This window comes from Streptomyces pseudovenezuelae, assembly GCF_001513955.1.
Taxonomy (GTDB): Bacteria; Actinomycetota; Actinomycetes; order Streptomycetales; family Streptomycetaceae; genus Streptomyces; species Streptomyces pseudovenezuelae.
In genome coordinates, this window is record NZ_KQ948155.1 from 172,784 (window position 1) to 189,530 (window position 16,747).

Genomic DNA, 16,747 nt, shown 5'->3' on the forward strand with positions numbered 1-16,747 from the left:
CCCGACCCGCACTCCGCCCCCCACCTGCACAACCCCCGCCCCACTCCCCCACCGCGCGCCGCCGGCAGCTCCCCGTACCGCCCGCCCCGCCCAAGCGAGACACGCGGCCCCCGGCACCCAGCCCGGCACCCAGCCCCCGGGAGCCGTCCCGCGATATCCCGAACGCCATGTCGCCGTAACCGTTGGTTCAGACAGGCTTGCGACGCTCACCGAATGAAGCCCGCCGTGCCAGAGCCTTCGCCGCCGCCCGAGGGGGCCGCTCGGAACGGGAACGCCTCGGTCGCCGCCGTGCTCCCGCTCGCCGCCTCCGACGCGCCCGTTTCGCTCCCGGCGCGGAAGAATGGGGGTATGAGCCAGTCGAACAGCCAGGCAGAGGTCCAGCACGTGCAGCCCTCCGTGGGCTCCATAGCCGCGCACCGCCCGCACACCGTGTCGGCCACCGTCTCCGATCTCGAGCCCGACCTCGACGCGGATCTCGACGCGTACGAGGAGGTCCCGGTCGACGGTGCCGCGCAGCTCCCGCAGGGTCGTTTCCTCGACCGGGAGCGCAGCTGGCTCGCGTTCAACGAGCGGGTCCTGGAACTCGCCGAGGACCCGAACACGCCCATGCTGGAGCGCGCGAACTTCCTCGCGATCTTCGCCAGCAACCTGGACGAGTTCTTCATGGTCCGGGTGGCCGGACTGAAGCGCCGTATCGCCACCGGCGTCGCCACCCGCTCCGCCTCCGGCCTCCAGCCGCGCGAGGTCCTGGAGATGATCTGGGCCCGCTCCCGCGAGCTGATGGCCCGGCACGCCGCCTGCTACCACGAGGACGTCGCCCCCGCGCTCGCCGAGGAGGGCATCCACCTGGTCCGCTGGAACGAGCTGCAGGAGAAGGAGCAGGCCCGCCTGTTCACCCTGTTCCGGCACCAGATCTTCCCGGTCCTGACCCCCCTCGCGGTCGACCCGGCCCACCCCTTCCCGTACATCTCCGGCCTCTCCCTGAACCTGGCCGTGATCGTGCGCAACCCGGTCAACGGCAACCGCCACTTCGCCCGGGTCAAGGTCCCCCCGCTGCTGTCCCGCTTCCTGGAGTCCTCCCCCGGCCGCTACGTCCCCATCGAGGACGTCATCGCGGCCCACCTGGAGGAGCTGTTCCCGGGCATGGAGGTGCTGGAGCACCACACCTTCCGGGTCACCCGCAACGAGGACCTGGAGGTCGAGGAGGACGACGCCGAGAACCTCCTGCAGGCCCTGGAGAAGGAGCTCATGCGGCGCCGCTTCGGGCCGCCGGTGCGCCTGGAGGTCGAGGAGTCCATCGACCGCGAGGTGCTCGACCTGCTGGTGCGCGAGCTGAAGATCTCCGAGGCGGAGGTCTACCCGCTGCCCGGCCCGCTCGACCTCACCGGCCTGTTCCGCATCGCCGGGCTGGACCGCCCCGAGCTGAAGTACCGCAAGTTCATCGCGGGCGTCCACCGCGACCTGGCCGAGGTCGAGTCGGCGTCCGCGCCGGACATCTTCGCCGCCCTGCGCACCCGTGACGTCCTGCTGCACCACCCCTACGACAGCTTCTCGACGTCCGTCCAGGCCTTCCTCCAGCAGGCGGCCGACGACCCGGACGTCCTCGCCATCAAGCAGACCCTGTACCGCACTTCGGGCGACTCCCCGATCGTCGACGCCCTCATCGACGCCGCCGAGGCCGGCAAGCAGGTCCTCGTCCTGGTCGAGATCAAGGCCCGCTTCGACGAGCACGCCAACATCAAGTGGGCGCGCAAGCTGGAGGAGGCCGGCTGCCACGTCGTGTACGGCCTGGTCGGCCTGAAGACCCACTGCAAGCTGTCCCTGGTGGTCCGTCAGGAAGGCGACACGCTACGGCGGTACAGCCACGTCGGCACCGGGAACTACCACCCGAAGACCGCCCGGCTGTACGAGGACCTGGGCCTGCTCACCGCCGACCCGCAGGTGGGCGCGGACCTCTCCGACCTGTTCAACCGGCTGTCCGGCTACTCGCGCCGGGAGACCTACCGCCGCCTCCTCGTGGCCCCCAAGTCCCTGCGCGACGGCCTCATTTCCCGTGTGAACAAGGAAGTCCAGCACCACCGCGCAGGACGTCCGGCCTTCATCCGCATCAAGGTCAACTCCATGGTGGACGAGGCGCTCATCGACTCGCTCTACCGCGCGTCCCAGGCGGGCGTGCCGGTGGACGTCTGGGTGCGCGGCATCTGCGCGATCCGCCCGAGCGTCACGGGCCTGTCCGAGAACATCCGGGTCCGCTCGATCCTCGGCCGGTTCCTGGAGCACTCCCGGGTCTTCGCCTTCGGCAACGGCGGCGAGCCCGAGGTGTGGATCGGCAGCGCCGACATGATGCACCGCAACCTCGACCGCCGGATAGAGGCACTGGTCCGGGTCACCGACCCGGCCCACCGGGCAGCCCTGAACCGGCTGTTGGAGACCGGGATGTCCGACACCACCGCGTCCTGGCACCTCGGCCCGGACGGCGAGTGGACCCGGCACGCCACGGACGCGGACGGCCAACCCCTGCGCAACGTCCAGGAGATGCTCATAGACGCCCGGAGGCGCCGGCGTGGCACAGCAACACCTTGAACCGACGGATCCCCTGTCCGGGCACGTCGGGCCTGCCACCGGGGACGCCCTCGCGGGCTACCTGCGGTCCCAGGCCACGGAGTTCCTCCGCGCCCTGCGCCAGCACCGCGACTCGGGCGGTGCGGCGGCGGGCGCGGAGGACCCGGTGGACGCGGCCCGGGCCCTGCGCCGCTCGGTCCGCCGCATCAGCTCCAGCCTCCACACCTTCCGCCCCGTCCTCGACCCCGACTGGTCGGAGTCGCTGCGCCCCGAACTGGCCTGGCTGTCCGGCACTCTGGGCATGGAGCACGCGTACGAGTCCCGCCTGGAACGGCTGTTGCTGGCACTGCACAGGCTGTCGGGGGCGGTGTTCCCGGCACAGCCACGCTCCGTCGGCACCACCCCGGCCCCCGCCCCGGACCGCGGCAACCTGACCGTGGGCGCCGCCAAGGCCGGCGCCCTCCTGGACCGCCAGCTCACCCTCGCCCGCACCCGGGCCCACTCGACCGCCCTCCAGGCCCTCGGCTCCTCCCGCTTCCACGCGGTCGCCGACCACATCGCCGTCCTGGCGAGCGAGGTCCCCCTGACGGCGACGGCCGGCACCACCGATCTGCGCCCCATGGCCCTGGCGGCCCAGGAACGCCTTGAGGACGCCGTCACCGCCCTCCCCCTGGTCGCCGCGGGCAACCCCTACAACGCCGAGGCGCTCGTCCACGGCCTCTCCCCGGACCCCTCCCCGCATCCCCAGGACGCCCCCTGGCACCAGGTCCGCCTGCTGCTGCGCCTGCACCGCTACGCGCGCGAGGTGCTGACCTCCGGGGTGGACGTACGGCTCCTGACGGCGGGCCAGTGCCTGGACCGGCACCGGGACGCCTCGGAGGCCGCGTCCGCGGCCGCCGCCGCGGCCCGCACCCCCCGCATCGCCCCGGCCACCGCCTACGCCCTGGGCGTCCTGCACGCCGACCAGCGACACGAGGTGGAGGCGGCCCGGTTCGCGTTCCAGCAGTGCTGGCAGAAGCAGGCGGTGAGTACATGACCCATCCCGGTGACGAGAACGACTCCGTCGTCCAGGCGGCCGGCTGCGTCCTGTGGCGCCGCTCGCCGATCGACGGCGACCTTGAGATCTGCCTGGTCCACAGGCCGAAATACGACGACTGGTCGCACCCCAAGGGCAAGTTGAAGCGCGAGGAGGACGCCCTCGATGCCGCGCTGCGCGAGGTCGAGGAGGAGACGGGCTACACCGCCGAGCCCGGAACCGAGCTGCCCACCGTCCACTACATGGCCAACGGCCGCCCCAAGAGGGTCCGTTACTGGGCGGCCGAGGCGACCGCGGGACACTTCACGCCGAACGACGAGGTGGACCGCATCCTGTGGCTCTCGCCCGCCGCGGCCCGCAGCCGTCTGACGCAGTACCGCGACCGCACCCTGATCGACGAGTTGCTGCCGCTCTAGTCTCCGGCCGCGTGCCCCGCCGCGTCCGCGCGCGCCTGGCTGCGGGCTCTGCGCGCCGGTCCGCGCCAGCCGCAGGTGCACCGGGCCAGGCAGAAACGGCCCTGTTCGACCATCTGCGTGCGGTGGTCCGGTCGGTCGGAGGAGGGTGGGGGGATCCTGTCCTGCTGTGCCACTCCGACAACGTTACCCAGCTCGGGTAAAGCCCCGGTATGCGCGTGACGACCCCTCCCACCCGTCGTTAAGCGAACGACAGGAGGTCCTTCACGGACGTATCGGCTGAGGGTGGGCGGCGATGGCGGAGCGGCAGGAGCGGCAGGCCGGCGGGTCGGCCTTCGTCGCGGCGGTGCTCATGGCCTGCGCCTGCGCCTCCGGTTGTGCGGGAAGCGGCGCCGCCCTGGACGACTCACGTGCGGCCGACCCGGCCGGGACCCTGCGCCGGGCCGCCGACACCCTGGTGGACGCCGGCAGTTCGAAGGCCCGTACGTCGATGGAGATGGCCACCGGCGGCACCCGGGTCACCATTCGCGGCGAGGGCGTGTACGACTACCGGGGGCGCCTCGGCCGGCTGAAGGTGATGCTGCCGCAGGACCCGGCCGGCACCAGCGAGCACCGGCCGATCACCGAACTCCTCGCCCCCGGCGCCCTGTTCATGAAGAACCGGGGCGCGGGCGTGCCCGCCGACAAGTGGGTGCGCGTCGACACCGCGACCCTCTCCGACGGCAACCTCGTCACCGGCGGGGCCACCGATCCGCTCGTCGCGGCCGAGGTGCTGCGCGGGACCAGGACGGCGACGTACGTGGGCACGACCGAGCTCGCCGGGACCGAGGTGCGGCACTACCGGGGCACGGCGGATCTCGCGGCCGCGGCGAAGGGGGCCGCCGGTGCCGGCAGGAGTGTGCTGGCCGCGGCGGCGAAAGGGTTCGCCACGGCCGCGGTGCCGTTCGACGTCTACCTCGACGACCAGGGCCGCATCCGCAAGATCCGGCACCGCTTCAGCTTCGTCAACGGACAGCGGCAGGGCACCGTCGCGGTCGCCTCGACGACGCTGCTGTTCGACTTCGGGATCGCCACGGACGTACGGCTGCCGGCCGCCCGGGACATCTACGCCGGCAAGATCGCCGACAGGTGAGCAGTCGTGACGGGTGTCAAGAACTAGCCCGTCCGTGCCATGCGCGGTGTGTGCGCCGCTCCCTACTCTAGGAAGTCGGTGACGGCAGAGAAGAGGTGATGCGCGTGGCTCCGGTCGGCGGTACGGCGGTTCAGGACCACGTGGCCCTCGCCGAGATCGAACTGTGCGGAGAGCTGATCATCGCGGCCTCGGCCGCGGACGACCGGCTCAGCCTGGAGAGCATCGACGAGGTGCTGAAAGTGGCCGAAGAACGCGCGGACGCCCCCGGCGGGTGAGCCGGGGGCGCCTGCTGCGCGAAGAAGGCCGGATCACGTCCGCAGCAGACGGCCGATGGCCTTCGTCGCCTCCTCGACCTTCGCGTCGATCTCGGCGCCGCCCTTGACGGCAGCGTCCGCGACGCAGTGCCGCAGGTGTTCCTCCAGGAGCTGCAGCGCGAAGGACTGCAGGGCCTTGGTGGAGGCGGACACCTGCGTGAGTATGTCGATGCAGTAGACGTCCTCGTCGACCATGCGCTGCAGGCCCCGGATCTGGCCCTCGATCCGGCGCAGGCGCTTGAGGTGCTCGTCCTTCTGCTTGTGGTAGCCGTGCGTGGTGGGCTCATGGGTCTCGTGGGGGCTGTTTTCCGCCACTGTCTCGGAGGGCGCCGTGGCGCCGGCCTCGGTCGTCGTCATCGCGTCCTCCACATCACGGCCACACCCTGAGGGAATCACATACCCCTCCTGGGTATATCGTACCGAAGTTTCCCGGGTATAGGGCCTGCGGACGGCCCCCGTGCCAACCACTGTGCCTGATGGGCGACACTGGGGGACGGCCCATTAGCCGTGGCCGGATGATGCACTTAGCATCACCCTGACCGAAACCGATGCACCCCGAGGACCCCTTGTGCGCTTTCGTCTGACCCCCAGGGAGACGAGCTTCTACGACATGTTCGCCGCCTCCGCGGACAACATCGTCACGGGCTCGAAGCTCCTGATGGAACTGCTCGGGGCGGACACCGCCGGCCGGGCCGAGATCGCAGAGCGTATGCGGGCCGCGGAACACGCCGGTGACGACGCCACCCACGCGATCTTCCACCAGCTGAACTCCTCGTTCATCACGCCGTTCGACCGCGAGGACATCTACAACCTGGCGTCCTCCCTCGACGACATCATGGACTTCATGGAGGAGGCCGTCGACCTGGTCGTCCTCTACAACGTCGAGGAGCTCCCCAAGGGCGTCGAGCAGCAGATCGAGGTGCTCGCGCGGGCCGCCGAGCTCACGGCCGAGGCCATGCCGAACCTGCGGACCATGGACAACCTCACCGAGTACTGGATCGAGGTCAACCGGCTGGAGAACCAGGCGGACCAGATCCACCGCAAGCTGCTCGCCATGCTCTTCAACGGCAAGTACGAGGCCATCGAGGTCCTCAAGCTCAAGCAGATCGTGGACGTCCTCGAAGAGGCCGCGGACGCGTTCGAGCATGTGGCGAACACGGTGGAGACCATCGCCGTCAAGGAGTCCTGAGCCCTTCCATGGACACCTTCGCTCTGGTCGTGACCATCCTGGTCGCGCTCTTCTTCACCTACACCAACGGCTTTCACGACTCGGCGAACGCCATCGCGACCTCGGTGTCGACGCGGGCGCTCACGCCCCGGGCCGCCCTCGCGATGGCAGCGGTCATGAACCTGGCAGGTGCCTTCCTGGGCTCCGGGGTCGCCAAGACCGTCAGTGAGGGACTGATCGAGACGCCGGAGGGCTCGAAGGGGATGGCCATCCTCTTCGCCGCGCTGGTCGGCGCGATCACCTGGAACCTCGTCACCTGGTACTTCGGGCTGCCCTCCTCGTCCTCGCACGCGCTGTTCGGCGGCATGGTCGGAGCCGCGCTCGCGGGCGGCACCGAGGTGCTCTGGAACGGCGTCCTCGACAAGGTCGTCATCCCGATGTTCCTGTCCCCGGTCGTCGGCCTGATCGCCGGTTACCTGGTGATGACGGCGATCATGTGGATCTTCCGGCGGGCCAACCCGCACAAGGCCAAGCGGGGCTTCCGGATCGCGCAGACCGTGTCCGCGGCCGGCATGGCCCTCGGCCACGGCCTCCAGGACGCCCAGAAGACCATGGGTGTCGTGGTGATGGCCCTGGTGATCTCGGGCCACGAGACCTACGGCGACCCGATCCCGGTCTGGGTGAAGATCGTCTGCGCGGTGATGCTGTCGCTGGGCACCTACGCGGGCGGCTGGCGCATCATGCGCACCCTGGGCCGGAAGATCATCGAGCTGGACCCCCCGCAGGGCTTCGCCGCGGAGACGACCGGTGCGGCGATCATGTTCACCACCGCGTACCTGTTCAAGGCGCCGGTGTCGACGACCCACGTCATCACCTCGGCGATCATGGGTGTCGGCGCCACCAAGCGCGTCAACGCGGTCCGTTGGGGCGTCGCCAAGAACATCGTCCTGGGCTGGTTCATCACCATGCCGGCTGCGGCGATCGTGGCCGCCTGCGCCTACTGGATCGTGGACCTGCTCTTCCTGTAGGAGCCGTGACGACGACAACGGGCCCGCCCCCGGATTCCGGGGGCGGGCCCTCTGTGTCCTCGCGGTGGCACCGCCATGCAGCACCGCGAGGGGTTCTGGGCCGGCTCAGCCGAAGCGGCCGGAGATGTAGTCCTCCGTGGCCTGGACCGACGGGTTGGAGAAGATGCGCTCCGTCTCGTCGATCTCGATCAGCTTGCCGGGCTGCCCGACCGCGGCCAGGTTGAAGAAGGCCGTACGGTCCGAGACACGCGCCGCCTGCTGCATGTTGTGCGTCACGATGACGATCGTGAAGCGCTCCTTCAGCTCACCGATCAGGTCCTCGATGGCGAGGGTGGAGATCGGGTCCAGGGCCGAGCAGGGCTCGTCCATGAGCAGGACCTTGGGCTCCACCGCGATCGCGCGGGCGATGCACAGACGCTGCTGCTGACCACCGGACAGACCCGAACCCGGCTTGTTCAGACGGTCCTTGACCTCGTTCCAGAGGTTCGCGCCCTTGAGGGACTTCTCGACGACGTCCGACAGCTCGCTCTTCTTGTACGAGCCGTTCAGGCGCAGGCCCGCCGCCACGTTGTCGAAGATCGACATCGTCGGGAACGGGTTCGGGCGCTGGAAGACCATGCCCACCTCGCGGCGCACGGACACGGGGTCGATGCCCTGGCCGTACAGGTCCTCGTCGTCCAGGAGCACCTTGCCCTCGACCCGGCCGCCCGAGGTGACCTCGTGCATCCGGTTGAGCGTGCGCAGGAAGGTCGACTTGCCGCAGCCGGAGGGGCCGATGAAGGCCGTCACCGAGCGGGGCTCGACCGTCATCGAGATGTCTTCGATCGCCTTGTGGGAGCCGTAGTAGGCGGTCAGACCGCTTACGTCGATTCGCTTGGCCATAACTACTTCACTTCCAGTCAGTCGCTGAGAAGGCCCCGCCCGGCGGAGCCGGAGAATGTCGCCCTAGCGACCGGTCTTCGGGGCCTTCCAGCGGGCGATGCCGCGGGCCACCAGGTTCAGGATCATCACGAAGGCGATCAGCGTCAGGGACGCCGCCCACGCTCGGTCGTACGCCGCACCGGCGCCCGCACTGTTCGCGTACTGCTGATAGATGTACAGCGGAAGCGACTGCTGCGCACCCTCGAAGGGGTTGGCGTTGATGAGCGAGTTGCCCCAGACCAGCAGCAGCACCGGCGCGGTCTCACCGGCGATACGGGCGATCGCGAGCATGATGCCGGTCGTGATGCCGCCGAGGGAGGTCGGCAGGACCACCTTCAGGATGGTCCGCCACTTCGGGACGCCCAGCGCAAGGGACGCCTCGCGCAGCTCGTTCGGGACGAGCTTGAGCATCTCCTCCGTGGAGCGGACGACGACCGGCATCATCAGGATCGCCAGGGCGAGCGAGCCGGCGAACCCGAAGGGCTGCATGTCGAACATCAGCATGATCGAGAGGATGAACAGACCCGCGACGATCGACGGGATGCCCGTCATGACGTCGACGAAGAACGTGACGGCCTTGGCGAGCTTCCCGCGCCCGTACTCGACCAGGTAGATCGCGGTGAGCACACCGATCGGCGCCGCGATCACGGTGGCGAGGGCGACCTGCTCCAGGCTGCCGAGGATGGCGTGGTAGATGCCGCCGCCCGGCTCGGAGTCGGCGACCAGTCCCATCGAGTGGGTCAGGAAGTAGAAGTCGAGGACCTTCACTCCGCGCGAGATCGTCGACCACACCAGGGAGACCAGCGGGACGACGGCGAGCAGGAAGGCGACCCAGACCAGCGCGGTCGCGACCCGGTCCTTGGCCTGCCGGCGGCCCTCCACCCGGGCGGCGATGACATACGTGCCGAGGACGAACAGGAGCCCGGCGATCAGCGCCCACTGGATGCTGCTGCTCAGGCCGGCGGCCGCGCTGATGCCCAGGCCGAGGGCGACGGAGCCGGCGGCGATGGCGTAAGGGGACCACTTGGGGAGGCTGGCGCCGCGCAGGGTGCTGGGGCCCTTGTCGGTGATGACGGCGTTGCTCATGCGTTGGCCCCCGAGTACTCCTTGCGACGCGCGATGATCATGCGGGCCGCGCCGTTGACCAGCAGGGTGATGACGAAGAGGACCAGACCGGAGGCGATCAGCGCGTCCCGGCCCAGCTCGCTGGCCTCACCGAACTTGCTGGCGATGTTCTGGGCGAAGGTGCCGCCGCCCGGGTCGAGCAGGCTGGCCTGGATGTCGAAGGTCGGCGAGAGCACGGTGGCCACGGCCATCGTCTCGCCCAGCGCGCGGCCGAGACCGAGCATCGAGGCGGAGATCACGCCGGAGCGGCCGAAGGGGATCACCGCCATGCGGATGACCTCCCAGCGGGTGGCGCCGAGCGCCAGGGCCGCCTCCTCGTGCATCTGCGGGACCTGGCGGAAGACCTCGCGGCTCACGTTGGTGATGATCGGCAGGATCATGATCGCGAGCAGGATGCCGACGGTGAGCATCGAGCGGGGCGCCCCGCCCTGCCAGGAGAAGATGCCGGTCCAGCCGAGGTAGTCGTCGAGCCAGCCGTAGAGGCCGTTCATGTGCGGGACGAGGATCAGGGCGCCCCACAGGCCGTAGACGATGGACGGCACGGCGGCGAGCAGGTCGATCACGTAGGCGATCGGGCCCCTCAGCTTGCGGGGGGCGTAGTGCGTGAGGAACAGCGCGATGGCGACGGCGATCGGGACGGCGATGGCCATCGCGATGATCGAGGACACGACCGTGCCGAAGACCAGGACCGCGATGCCGAACTTCGGCGGGACGAGCTGGGTGTTCCACTCGAACGCGGTGAAGAAGTTCGCCTCGTCCTTGCTGATCGCGATCGAGGCGCGGTAGGTGAGGAAGCCGGCGATGGCGGCCATGATCACCAGGAGCAGGATGCCCGACCCGCGGGAGAGGCCGAGGAAGACCCGGTCACCGGGACGGGTGGCGCCACGGGCCGCGCGCTTCTGCTCGGCCACGGTGGGCTGGGGGGTGGGCGGAGGTGTGTCTTTTATCTGTGTGGTGTCCATCGGGTTCTCCGGTCTGCTGAGCCCCACGCGAGGTGCGGCTCCTGGCGGCGGTGCACCGGACGGTGCGGTCCGGACCGGCACCCCGGGAAGGGGGCTCGGGCCGGACCGCACACTCAGGTCAGCTCAGGCCCTCGATGGTGGTGCGGACCTTGGCGATGATGTCGTCGGGGATCGGCGCGTAGTCGTTGTCCGCGAGGACCTTCTGGCCGTCCTCGGAGGCGGTGTAGCGCAGGAACGCCTTGGTGGCGGCCAGGCTGTCGGCCTTGTTGCCCTTGTCGCAGACGATCTCGTACGTGACCAGGACCATCGGGTAGGCCCCGTCGGCCTTGGTGCCGTAGTTGAGCTCCAGCGCGAGGTCCGAGCCGGTGCCGACGACCTTGGCGTCGGCGATGGCCTTGGTGGCGTTCTCGACGGTGGGCTCGACCGGGGCGGAGGCGCCGGTGTTGATGCTGACCGGCGTGATGCCGTCCTTGGCGTAGGAGAGCTCGAAGTAGCCGATGGCGCCGTTGGTCTGCTTCACCTGCTGGGCGACACCGGAGGACTGCGCGGCGGACTGGCCGCCCTTGGCCACCCAGGTCTTGCCGTGCTCGTAGGGCCAGTCGCTCTTGGCGGTGGCGATCAGGTACTTGGTGAAGTTGTCCGTGGTGCCGGAGTCGTCCGAGCGGTGGAACGCCTGGATCTTCAGGTCGGGGAGCTTCACGCCCGGGTTCAGCTTGGCGATCGCCGGGTCGTTCCAGTTGCTGATCTTGGCGTTGAAGATCTTGGCGATGGTGGGCGCGTCCAGCGTGAGCTTGTCGACGCCGGAGATGTTGATGCCGAGGGCGATCGGGCCGCCGACCATCGGGAGGTCGATGCCCTGGCCGCCGGAGCAGACCTTCTTGGAGGCCGTGACCTCTTCGGGCTTCAGCGCCGAGTCGGAACCCGCGAAGGCGACCTGGCCGTTGTTGAACGCGGTGACGCCCGCGCCGGAGCCGCCGCCCTTGTAGTTGATCTGCACGCCACAGGCCTGCGTGAACTGCTTGACCCAGGCGTCGATCGCGTTCTTCTGCGCGGAGGAGCCGTCGGCGAGCAGCTGCCCCTTGGCGTCGTCGCACTTGATGTTCCCGGCGGCCGCGGTGGCGGCGCCCGTGCTGCCGCTGTTGTCACTCGTGTCGTCGGAGCCGCACGCCGTGAGGGCCAGGGCGCCGGAGACGGCGAGAGCACCGAAGGCGAGGGCCCGCCGGTTCTTGCGCTGAAGCTTCACTTGAGTTCCTTCCGGGAGCCGCCGTCCTGAATCCGGCGGCGTGCGCGAAGTCTGAGAGATACGGATGCGCTTTCGAGGCGCACCACGCATCGCGTAAGGCCGAAATTAGGCAGATCAGGTGAAGGCGCCGATGGCCGGAAGTGAACGGAGAGTGAACCCCTGCAGAAGGTGCGGTGAGGTCACGGAACGCTTACGTCGAGGGCACAGTGTGATTCCGGAACCCACCAGGGAACCCTCACCCCCACAGTCCCGTCTCGTTCCACGGAAGCCGACGAGGCCGACGAAAGGCACGGACACATGGAACGGCGTACGTTCATCGGGGGCGGCGCGGCCGCGATCGCGGCGGCGGCCACGGCCGCCTGCGACGGCGGCGGCCACGCCGGCGCCGCACAGAGCAGCTTCGGCCAGGCACTTTCCTCCCGTACGCCCGCCGCGGCCGCCGCGAACTGGACCGCCCTCGCCCGCGACCTGGACGGCACCCTGATCCGCCCCGGCGAGGCGAACTGGGCGACGGCACGGCAGCTCTACAACACCCGCTTCGACGCGCTGAAGCCCGCGGCCGTGGCGTACGTGGCGCACGCCGACGACATCCGCACCACGCTCGCCTACGCCCGCGCCCACGGCGTGCGGGTGGCGATCCGCAACGGCGGCCACTCCTACGCCGGCTGGTCCTCGGGAAACAACCGGCTGATCGTCGATGTCTCGAAGCTGAACCGGGTCCGCGCCTCGGGCGGCACCGCCGTGGTCGGCGCCGGCGCCAAACTGATCGACGTCTACCGGGCCCTCACCGCGAAGGGCGTGACGATCCCGGCGGGATCCTGCCCGACCGTCGGCGTCTCCGGCCTGACCCTGGGCGGCGGCCACGGCGTGGCCTCCCGGGCCTACGGCCTGACCTGCGACAGCCTCACCCAGGCCACCCTGATCACCGCCGACGGCAAGCAGCTCACCGCGAACGCCACCACGAACAAGGACCTCTTCTGGGCCCTGCGCGGCGCGGGCAACGGCAACTTCGGCGTGGTGACCGAACTGCACTTCAGGACCCACCCCGCCCCGCAGGGCGTGACCGCCTACGCGACCTGGCCGTGGTCGAAGGCCGCCGCCGTGCTGAAGGCCTGGCAGGAGTGGGGCCCCGGCCAGCCCGACGAGATCTGGTCCTCCTGCCACCTGGAGAACGGCGGCTCGCCCTCCGTGGCGGTCGCGGCGTTCTCCATGGGCACCTACGGCGAACTGCAGAACGCGCTGGACCGCCTGGCCGACCGGGTCGGCTCACCGGCCCGCAACGTCTCCCTCCGGCGGCACTCCTACGAGAGCGCGATGGAGGCGTACGCAGGCTGCTCGTCCTTCTCCACGGACGCCAAGTGCCACCTGCCCGGCTCCACCCCGAACCGCAACCCGCACGGCGCCCTCGGCCGGGAGACCTACGCGGCCCGCTCGGACTTCTTCGACCGCTCGCTGTCCGCGGCCGGCATCCAGACCCTGCTGAGGCAGGTCGCCGCGGTCCGGGGCGGCTCGGGCAGCATCGCCCTGACCGCCCTCGGCGGCGCGGTCAACCGCGTCTCGCCCACCGCCACGGCCTTCGTCCACCGCCGCTCGCGCATGCTGGCCCAGTACATAGCGTCCTGGCGGGCGGGCACGACGGGCACCACGGCCCAGTCCTGGCTCACGGGAGCCCACGACGCGATGAAGCCGTACGCCTCTGGAGCGGCCTACCAGAACTACACGGACCCGACGCTGAAGGACTGGCGGAAGGCGTACTACGGCGACGCGGCGACCAAGCTCGCCAAGGTGAAGAAGCAGTACGACCCGCAGGGGTTCTTCACCTTCCCGCAGGCTCTGTAGCCGTACGCGGCTACGCGGCGAGGTCCCGCTCGGAGGCCGCGGCGTCCTGCCGGGCCCCGGGAAGCACCGCGGCCCCGCGCCCGGCCCCGCGCGCGCGAATCAGCCACCCGCCTTTCGAGGACCCTTCGACCGCTGTGAGCACCGGCGTCAGAAGAGCCATCGCGAGCGGCGACAACAGCAGGGCCACGGCCGTTCCGAGCGCGAACCCGCCGATGACGTCGGTCGGGTAGTGCACCCCCATGTACACCCGGCAGAAGCCTTCGAGCAGTGCCAGCGCGATGCCGACGAGCCCGAACTTCCGGTTGGCCACGAACAGTCCGACGGCCATGGCCATGGTGATCGTCGCGTGGTCGCTCACGAAGGAGTAGTCGGTCTTCCCGGAGACCAGGACCTCGATCCCCTCATGGGTCCGGAACGGCCGGGGCCGCTCGACGAACCCCCTTATCGGCACGTTCACCAGCACGGCCAGCGCGGCGGCGAGCGGCGCCCACACCAGCGCGGCCACGGAGGCGGCGGCGTCCTCGCCCCCACGGCGGCGGCCCGCCCACCAGCACCACAGGACGAGCAGCACCATCCCGAGCAGGATGCCGTACTCCCCGATGTACTCCATGACCCGGTCGAACCAGTGCGGGGCGTCCTTGGCCAGGCCGTTGATGTCGTAGAGCAGGTCGACGTCGGGGTTCGACCCGGATTCGGCGAGAACAGCCATGGTGCTGCGGCCCCTTCGTCGTCTTTCCCGGCGTACCCATGTGCGCTCGGCTACGCCCTCAGGAACGCACGGCTCCCGTTAATACGTTCCACACTCCACTGAATGATCACGCAGACGTTATCGAAGAGAGATACATCGCCGCAGCTCAGGGGGTGGGTTTCACGCTCGGTCACACCGTGGTGGGCAATGCTTTCGCGCCATCTTCGGTGACCCGGGTGGCGCCGAAGTACTCAGAAGTGTCGATCGGGTCGAACCGGATCACAGCACCTGTTCTCGGTGCGTCGATCATGTATCCGCCGCCCACATAAATCCCCACATGGTGGATGGCGCGCGAATTGCTGAGGTCCGTGGAGAAGAACACCAGGTCCCCCGGCAGCAGTTCACTTCTGGCCGGATGGGGGCCCGCGTTGTACTGGTCGTTCGCGACGCGCGGCAGCGTGATGCCCACGCTCTCGTACGAGGCCTGCGTCAGCCCCGAGCAGTCGAAGCGTCCGCCCTGCTCGGCGGTACCGGTGCCGCCCCACAGATAGGGCGTCCCGAGCTTCTTCTGCGCGTAGTAGATGGCGCCGGCGGCCTGCTCGGAGGGATCGACACGGGTCGTGGGAGCCGCGAAGCTCTCCTCCAGGGTCGTGATGGTCTTCACGTAGTTCTGGGTTTCGGCGTACGGCGGCACGCCCCCGTACTTGATGACCGCGTAGGCGCCCGCGTTGTAGGACGCGAGCATGTTCTCGGTGATGTTTCCCGGGACGTCCTTCACATAGGACGCGAGCGAGCAGTCGTAGGAAGCCGCCGACGGAATCGCGTCGTTGGGATCCCAGACGTCCTTGTCGCCGTCACCGTCCCCGTCGACCCCGTGCGTGGCCCAGGTCCCCGGAATGAACTGCGCTATTCCCTGCGCCGCCGCGGCGCTCTGGGCCTTCGGGTTGAATCCGCTCTCCTGGTAGAGCTGGGCGGCGAGCAGGGCCGGGTTGATGGCGGGACAGAGATTGCCCCACTTCTGCACGAGGGGCTGATACGCGGCCGGCACAGCCCCCTTGGCCAGGGCCTTGGTCGCCCCGCCCACGCCGCCCGCCAGGTTGCCCGCGACGACGTAGACCCCCACGACGAGCAGCATCACGAAGCTGAGCCCCGCCCCGAAAACGGCGCCCGCAATCAGCCACGCCTTACGCACCGTCAACCGCCCCTCGCCCACTGGGAGTCCGCCCGCGCCAGTCTAGGAGCTTCCCCGCGGGAAACCGGGGTACACGGCGGGGTCGGCGCAAAGATCAGCGGACCGCGGCACGGCGGAGCGCGGCGGCCTCCGCCCCGAGCACCACGCTGTACGACACGTCGGGCGTGGTCCCGCCCTGCTCGTGCCCGCCCAGCACCCCCACGACCTGCCCGTCCCCGTTCACCCAGGGACTGCCGCTGGTACCCCCCGTGAAGTCGGGGCACGCTATGCGCTGCTGTGTGCGGCTGTGCTCGGTCGGCTTGTTGGTGCAGCTGATCGGCACGCCACGGGAGGAGGGGTAGCCGGTGACGGTGACGGCGGTGGCCCCGGTGGCGGTGCCGGTCGCGAAGCCGTTCCCGCCGACGACGTCCTGTATGTCCCCCTCCACCGTGGCGAAGGCGACGTCGCTGTCCTCGTCCTGCCCCCTGGACCACCCCGCGGGCAGGTACCGCGCCCGCACCTTCCAAGTGCCGTACGGTGCCTCGCCGTCCCGGTATCCGGGCACGAACACGAGGTCGTCGTCGCCGTCGAGACAGTGCGCGGCGGTGACGAGGAGGTCCCGGTGCGGGCTGCGGACGACGGAGGCGGTGCAGTGGTGCCGGCTTCCGTTGAACAGCGGCCCCACCCGGGCGGTCGGCGAGTTCGCCGCGGCGACCGTGGTCACCCCGAAGGGCCCCGCCCCGTCGTCGGCGGCCGCCTCGGAGGCGGAGGTGACGGTGAGCAGGACAGCGGCGGCGTGGAGAGCGAGACGTGGCGTGCGCTTCACGGAAGAAAGCATTCCGCACGAAGGTGAGAAACGCATTCAGACGGCGGTTCCGCGGCACCTGTGCGACGGTGTGCATACCGCGCCCCGGGGCAGCCGAGCCCCGACGGCGAAGGTTCCGAACCGACACACCACGCACACGGCACGCCGCCGGCGAACCCGCCGTACTGCTCTCCTGCCCGGACATCCCCGTACGCCTGCGACGTGGCGCCGGGTCGCCCCACTGCTGGCCACCGCTGGCCACACCGCCGCCTGCCCCGGTCTGCACGGCCACGTCCGCTCCGGCCGGCCCCGACCGACCCGGAACACCGCCCGTACTCCC

At 70.0% G+C, this 16,747-nt stretch carries 16 protein-coding genes; 8 read left to right on the forward strand and 8 right to left on the reverse strand.

All coding sequences use genetic code 11. From position 1 onward, the window contains the following. Positions 1-348 precede the first annotated feature (348 nt). The 5 genes from AQI94_RS41225 (at position 349) to AQI94_RS45250 (ending at position 5,418) form a co-directional block, all read left to right on the forward strand. On the forward strand, positions 349-2,583 hold the full coding sequence (locus tag AQI94_RS41225; RefSeq protein WP_031061887.1) for an RNA degradosome polyphosphate kinase: 2,235 nt from the start codon (positions 349-351) through the stop codon (positions 2,581-2,583). Continuing rightward, positions 2,564-3,598 (forward strand): CHAD domain-containing protein, encoded by a 1,035-nt coding sequence (locus tag AQI94_RS41230; RefSeq protein WP_062230321.1) that lies wholly within the window; start codon positions 2,564-2,566, stop codon positions 3,596-3,598. Before AQI94_RS41225 ends, AQI94_RS41230 begins: the two co-directional genes overlap by 20 nt. Further along, on the forward strand, positions 3,595-4,014 hold the full coding sequence (locus AQI94_RS41235; RefSeq protein ID WP_031050078.1) for an NUDIX hydrolase: 420 nt from the start codon (positions 3,595-3,597) through the stop codon (positions 4,012-4,014). The genes AQI94_RS41230 and AQI94_RS41235 overlap by 4 nt, the downstream gene beginning before the upstream one ends. A gap of 292 nt (positions 4,015-4,306) precedes the next feature. Beyond that, on the forward strand, positions 4,307-5,143 hold the full coding sequence (locus tag AQI94_RS41240; RefSeq protein WP_031050081.1) for a hypothetical protein: 837 nt from the start codon (positions 4,307-4,309) through the stop codon (positions 5,141-5,143). A gap of 98 nt (positions 5,144-5,241) precedes the next feature. Further along, the gene (locus tag AQI94_RS45250) at positions 5,242-5,418 is read left to right on the forward strand and encodes a hypothetical protein (protein WP_167364545.1); all 177 of its coding nucleotides are present in this window, start codon (positions 5,242-5,244) and stop codon (positions 5,416-5,418) included. A 33-nt stretch (positions 5,419-5,451) separates the two neighbouring features. On the opposite strand, the gene AQI94_RS41245 is transcribed toward AQI94_RS45250, so the two are convergent. Continuing rightward, positions 5,452-5,814 carry a metal-sensitive transcriptional regulator gene (locus AQI94_RS41245; RefSeq protein WP_031050083.1) on the reverse strand — a complete coding sequence of 121 codons (363 nt, stop codon included), beginning with the start codon at positions 5,812-5,814 and terminating at the stop codon, positions 5,452-5,454. Positions 5,815-6,025: 211 nt separating this feature from the next. Between AQI94_RS41245 and AQI94_RS41250 the strand changes: the two genes are divergently transcribed. After that, positions 6,026-6,646, forward strand: coding sequence for a DUF47 domain-containing protein (locus AQI94_RS41250; RefSeq protein WP_030043659.1), 621 nt, complete (start codon positions 6,026-6,028; stop codon positions 6,644-6,646). An 8-nt stretch (positions 6,647-6,654) separates the two neighbouring features. Next, positions 6,655-7,653, forward strand: coding sequence for an inorganic phosphate transporter (locus tag AQI94_RS41255; RefSeq protein WP_031050088.1), 999 nt, complete (start codon positions 6,655-6,657; stop codon positions 7,651-7,653). 105 nt (positions 7,654-7,758) lie between these two features. On the opposite strand, the gene pstB is transcribed toward AQI94_RS41255, so the two are convergent. From pstB to pstS, 4 genes are all read right to left on the reverse strand, one after another. Then, a complete protein-coding gene (gene pstB / locus AQI94_RS41260; protein WP_007383025.1) occupies positions 7,759-8,535 on the reverse strand; it encodes a phosphate ABC transporter ATP-binding protein PstB in 777 nt (258 codons plus the stop codon). Between the two features lie 63 nt (positions 8,536-8,598). Continuing rightward, positions 8,599-9,660 carry a phosphate ABC transporter permease PstA gene (pstA, locus tag AQI94_RS41265; RefSeq protein ID WP_031050090.1) on the reverse strand — a complete coding sequence of 354 codons (1,062 nt, stop codon included), beginning with the start codon at positions 9,658-9,660 and terminating at the stop codon, positions 8,599-8,601. Beyond that, positions 9,657-10,661, reverse strand: coding sequence for a phosphate ABC transporter permease subunit PstC (gene pstC / locus AQI94_RS41270; protein ID WP_031050092.1), 1,005 nt, complete (start codon positions 10,659-10,661; stop codon positions 9,657-9,659). The genes pstA and pstC overlap by 4 nt, the downstream gene beginning before the upstream one ends. Positions 10,662-10,779: 118 nt before the next feature. After that, complete coding sequence (gene pstS, locus AQI94_RS41275; protein ID WP_031050094.1) at positions 10,780-11,904, reverse strand: phosphate ABC transporter substrate-binding protein PstS; 1,125 nt, start codon at positions 11,902-11,904, stop codon at positions 10,780-10,782. A 297-nt stretch (positions 11,905-12,201) separates the two neighbouring features. On the opposite strand from pstS, the gene AQI94_RS41280 reads away from it, so the two are divergent. Beyond that, on the forward strand, positions 12,202-13,743 hold the full coding sequence (locus AQI94_RS41280) for an FAD-binding oxidoreductase (protein WP_062230323.1): 1,542 nt from the start codon (positions 12,202-12,204) through the stop codon (positions 13,741-13,743). A gap of 10 nt (positions 13,744-13,753) precedes the next feature. Here the strand turns inward: AQI94_RS41280 and AQI94_RS41285 are convergent, their stop codons facing one another. From AQI94_RS41285 to AQI94_RS41295, 3 genes are all read right to left on the reverse strand, one after another. Beyond that, complete coding sequence (locus AQI94_RS41285) at positions 13,754-14,452, reverse strand: phosphatase PAP2 family protein (protein ID WP_031059285.1); 699 nt, start codon at positions 14,450-14,452, stop codon at positions 13,754-13,756. Positions 14,453-14,621: 169 nt separating this feature from the next. After that, a complete protein-coding gene (locus tag AQI94_RS41290; protein ID WP_199814404.1) occupies positions 14,622-15,644 on the reverse strand; it encodes a C40 family peptidase in 1,023 nt (340 codons plus the stop codon). A gap of 73 nt (positions 15,645-15,717) precedes the next feature. Beyond that, positions 15,718-16,428 carry a trypsin-like serine peptidase gene (locus AQI94_RS41295; protein ID WP_031059280.1) on the reverse strand — a complete coding sequence of 237 codons (711 nt, stop codon included), beginning with the start codon at positions 16,426-16,428 and terminating at the stop codon, positions 15,718-15,720. Positions 16,429-16,747: the final 319 nt, after the last annotated feature.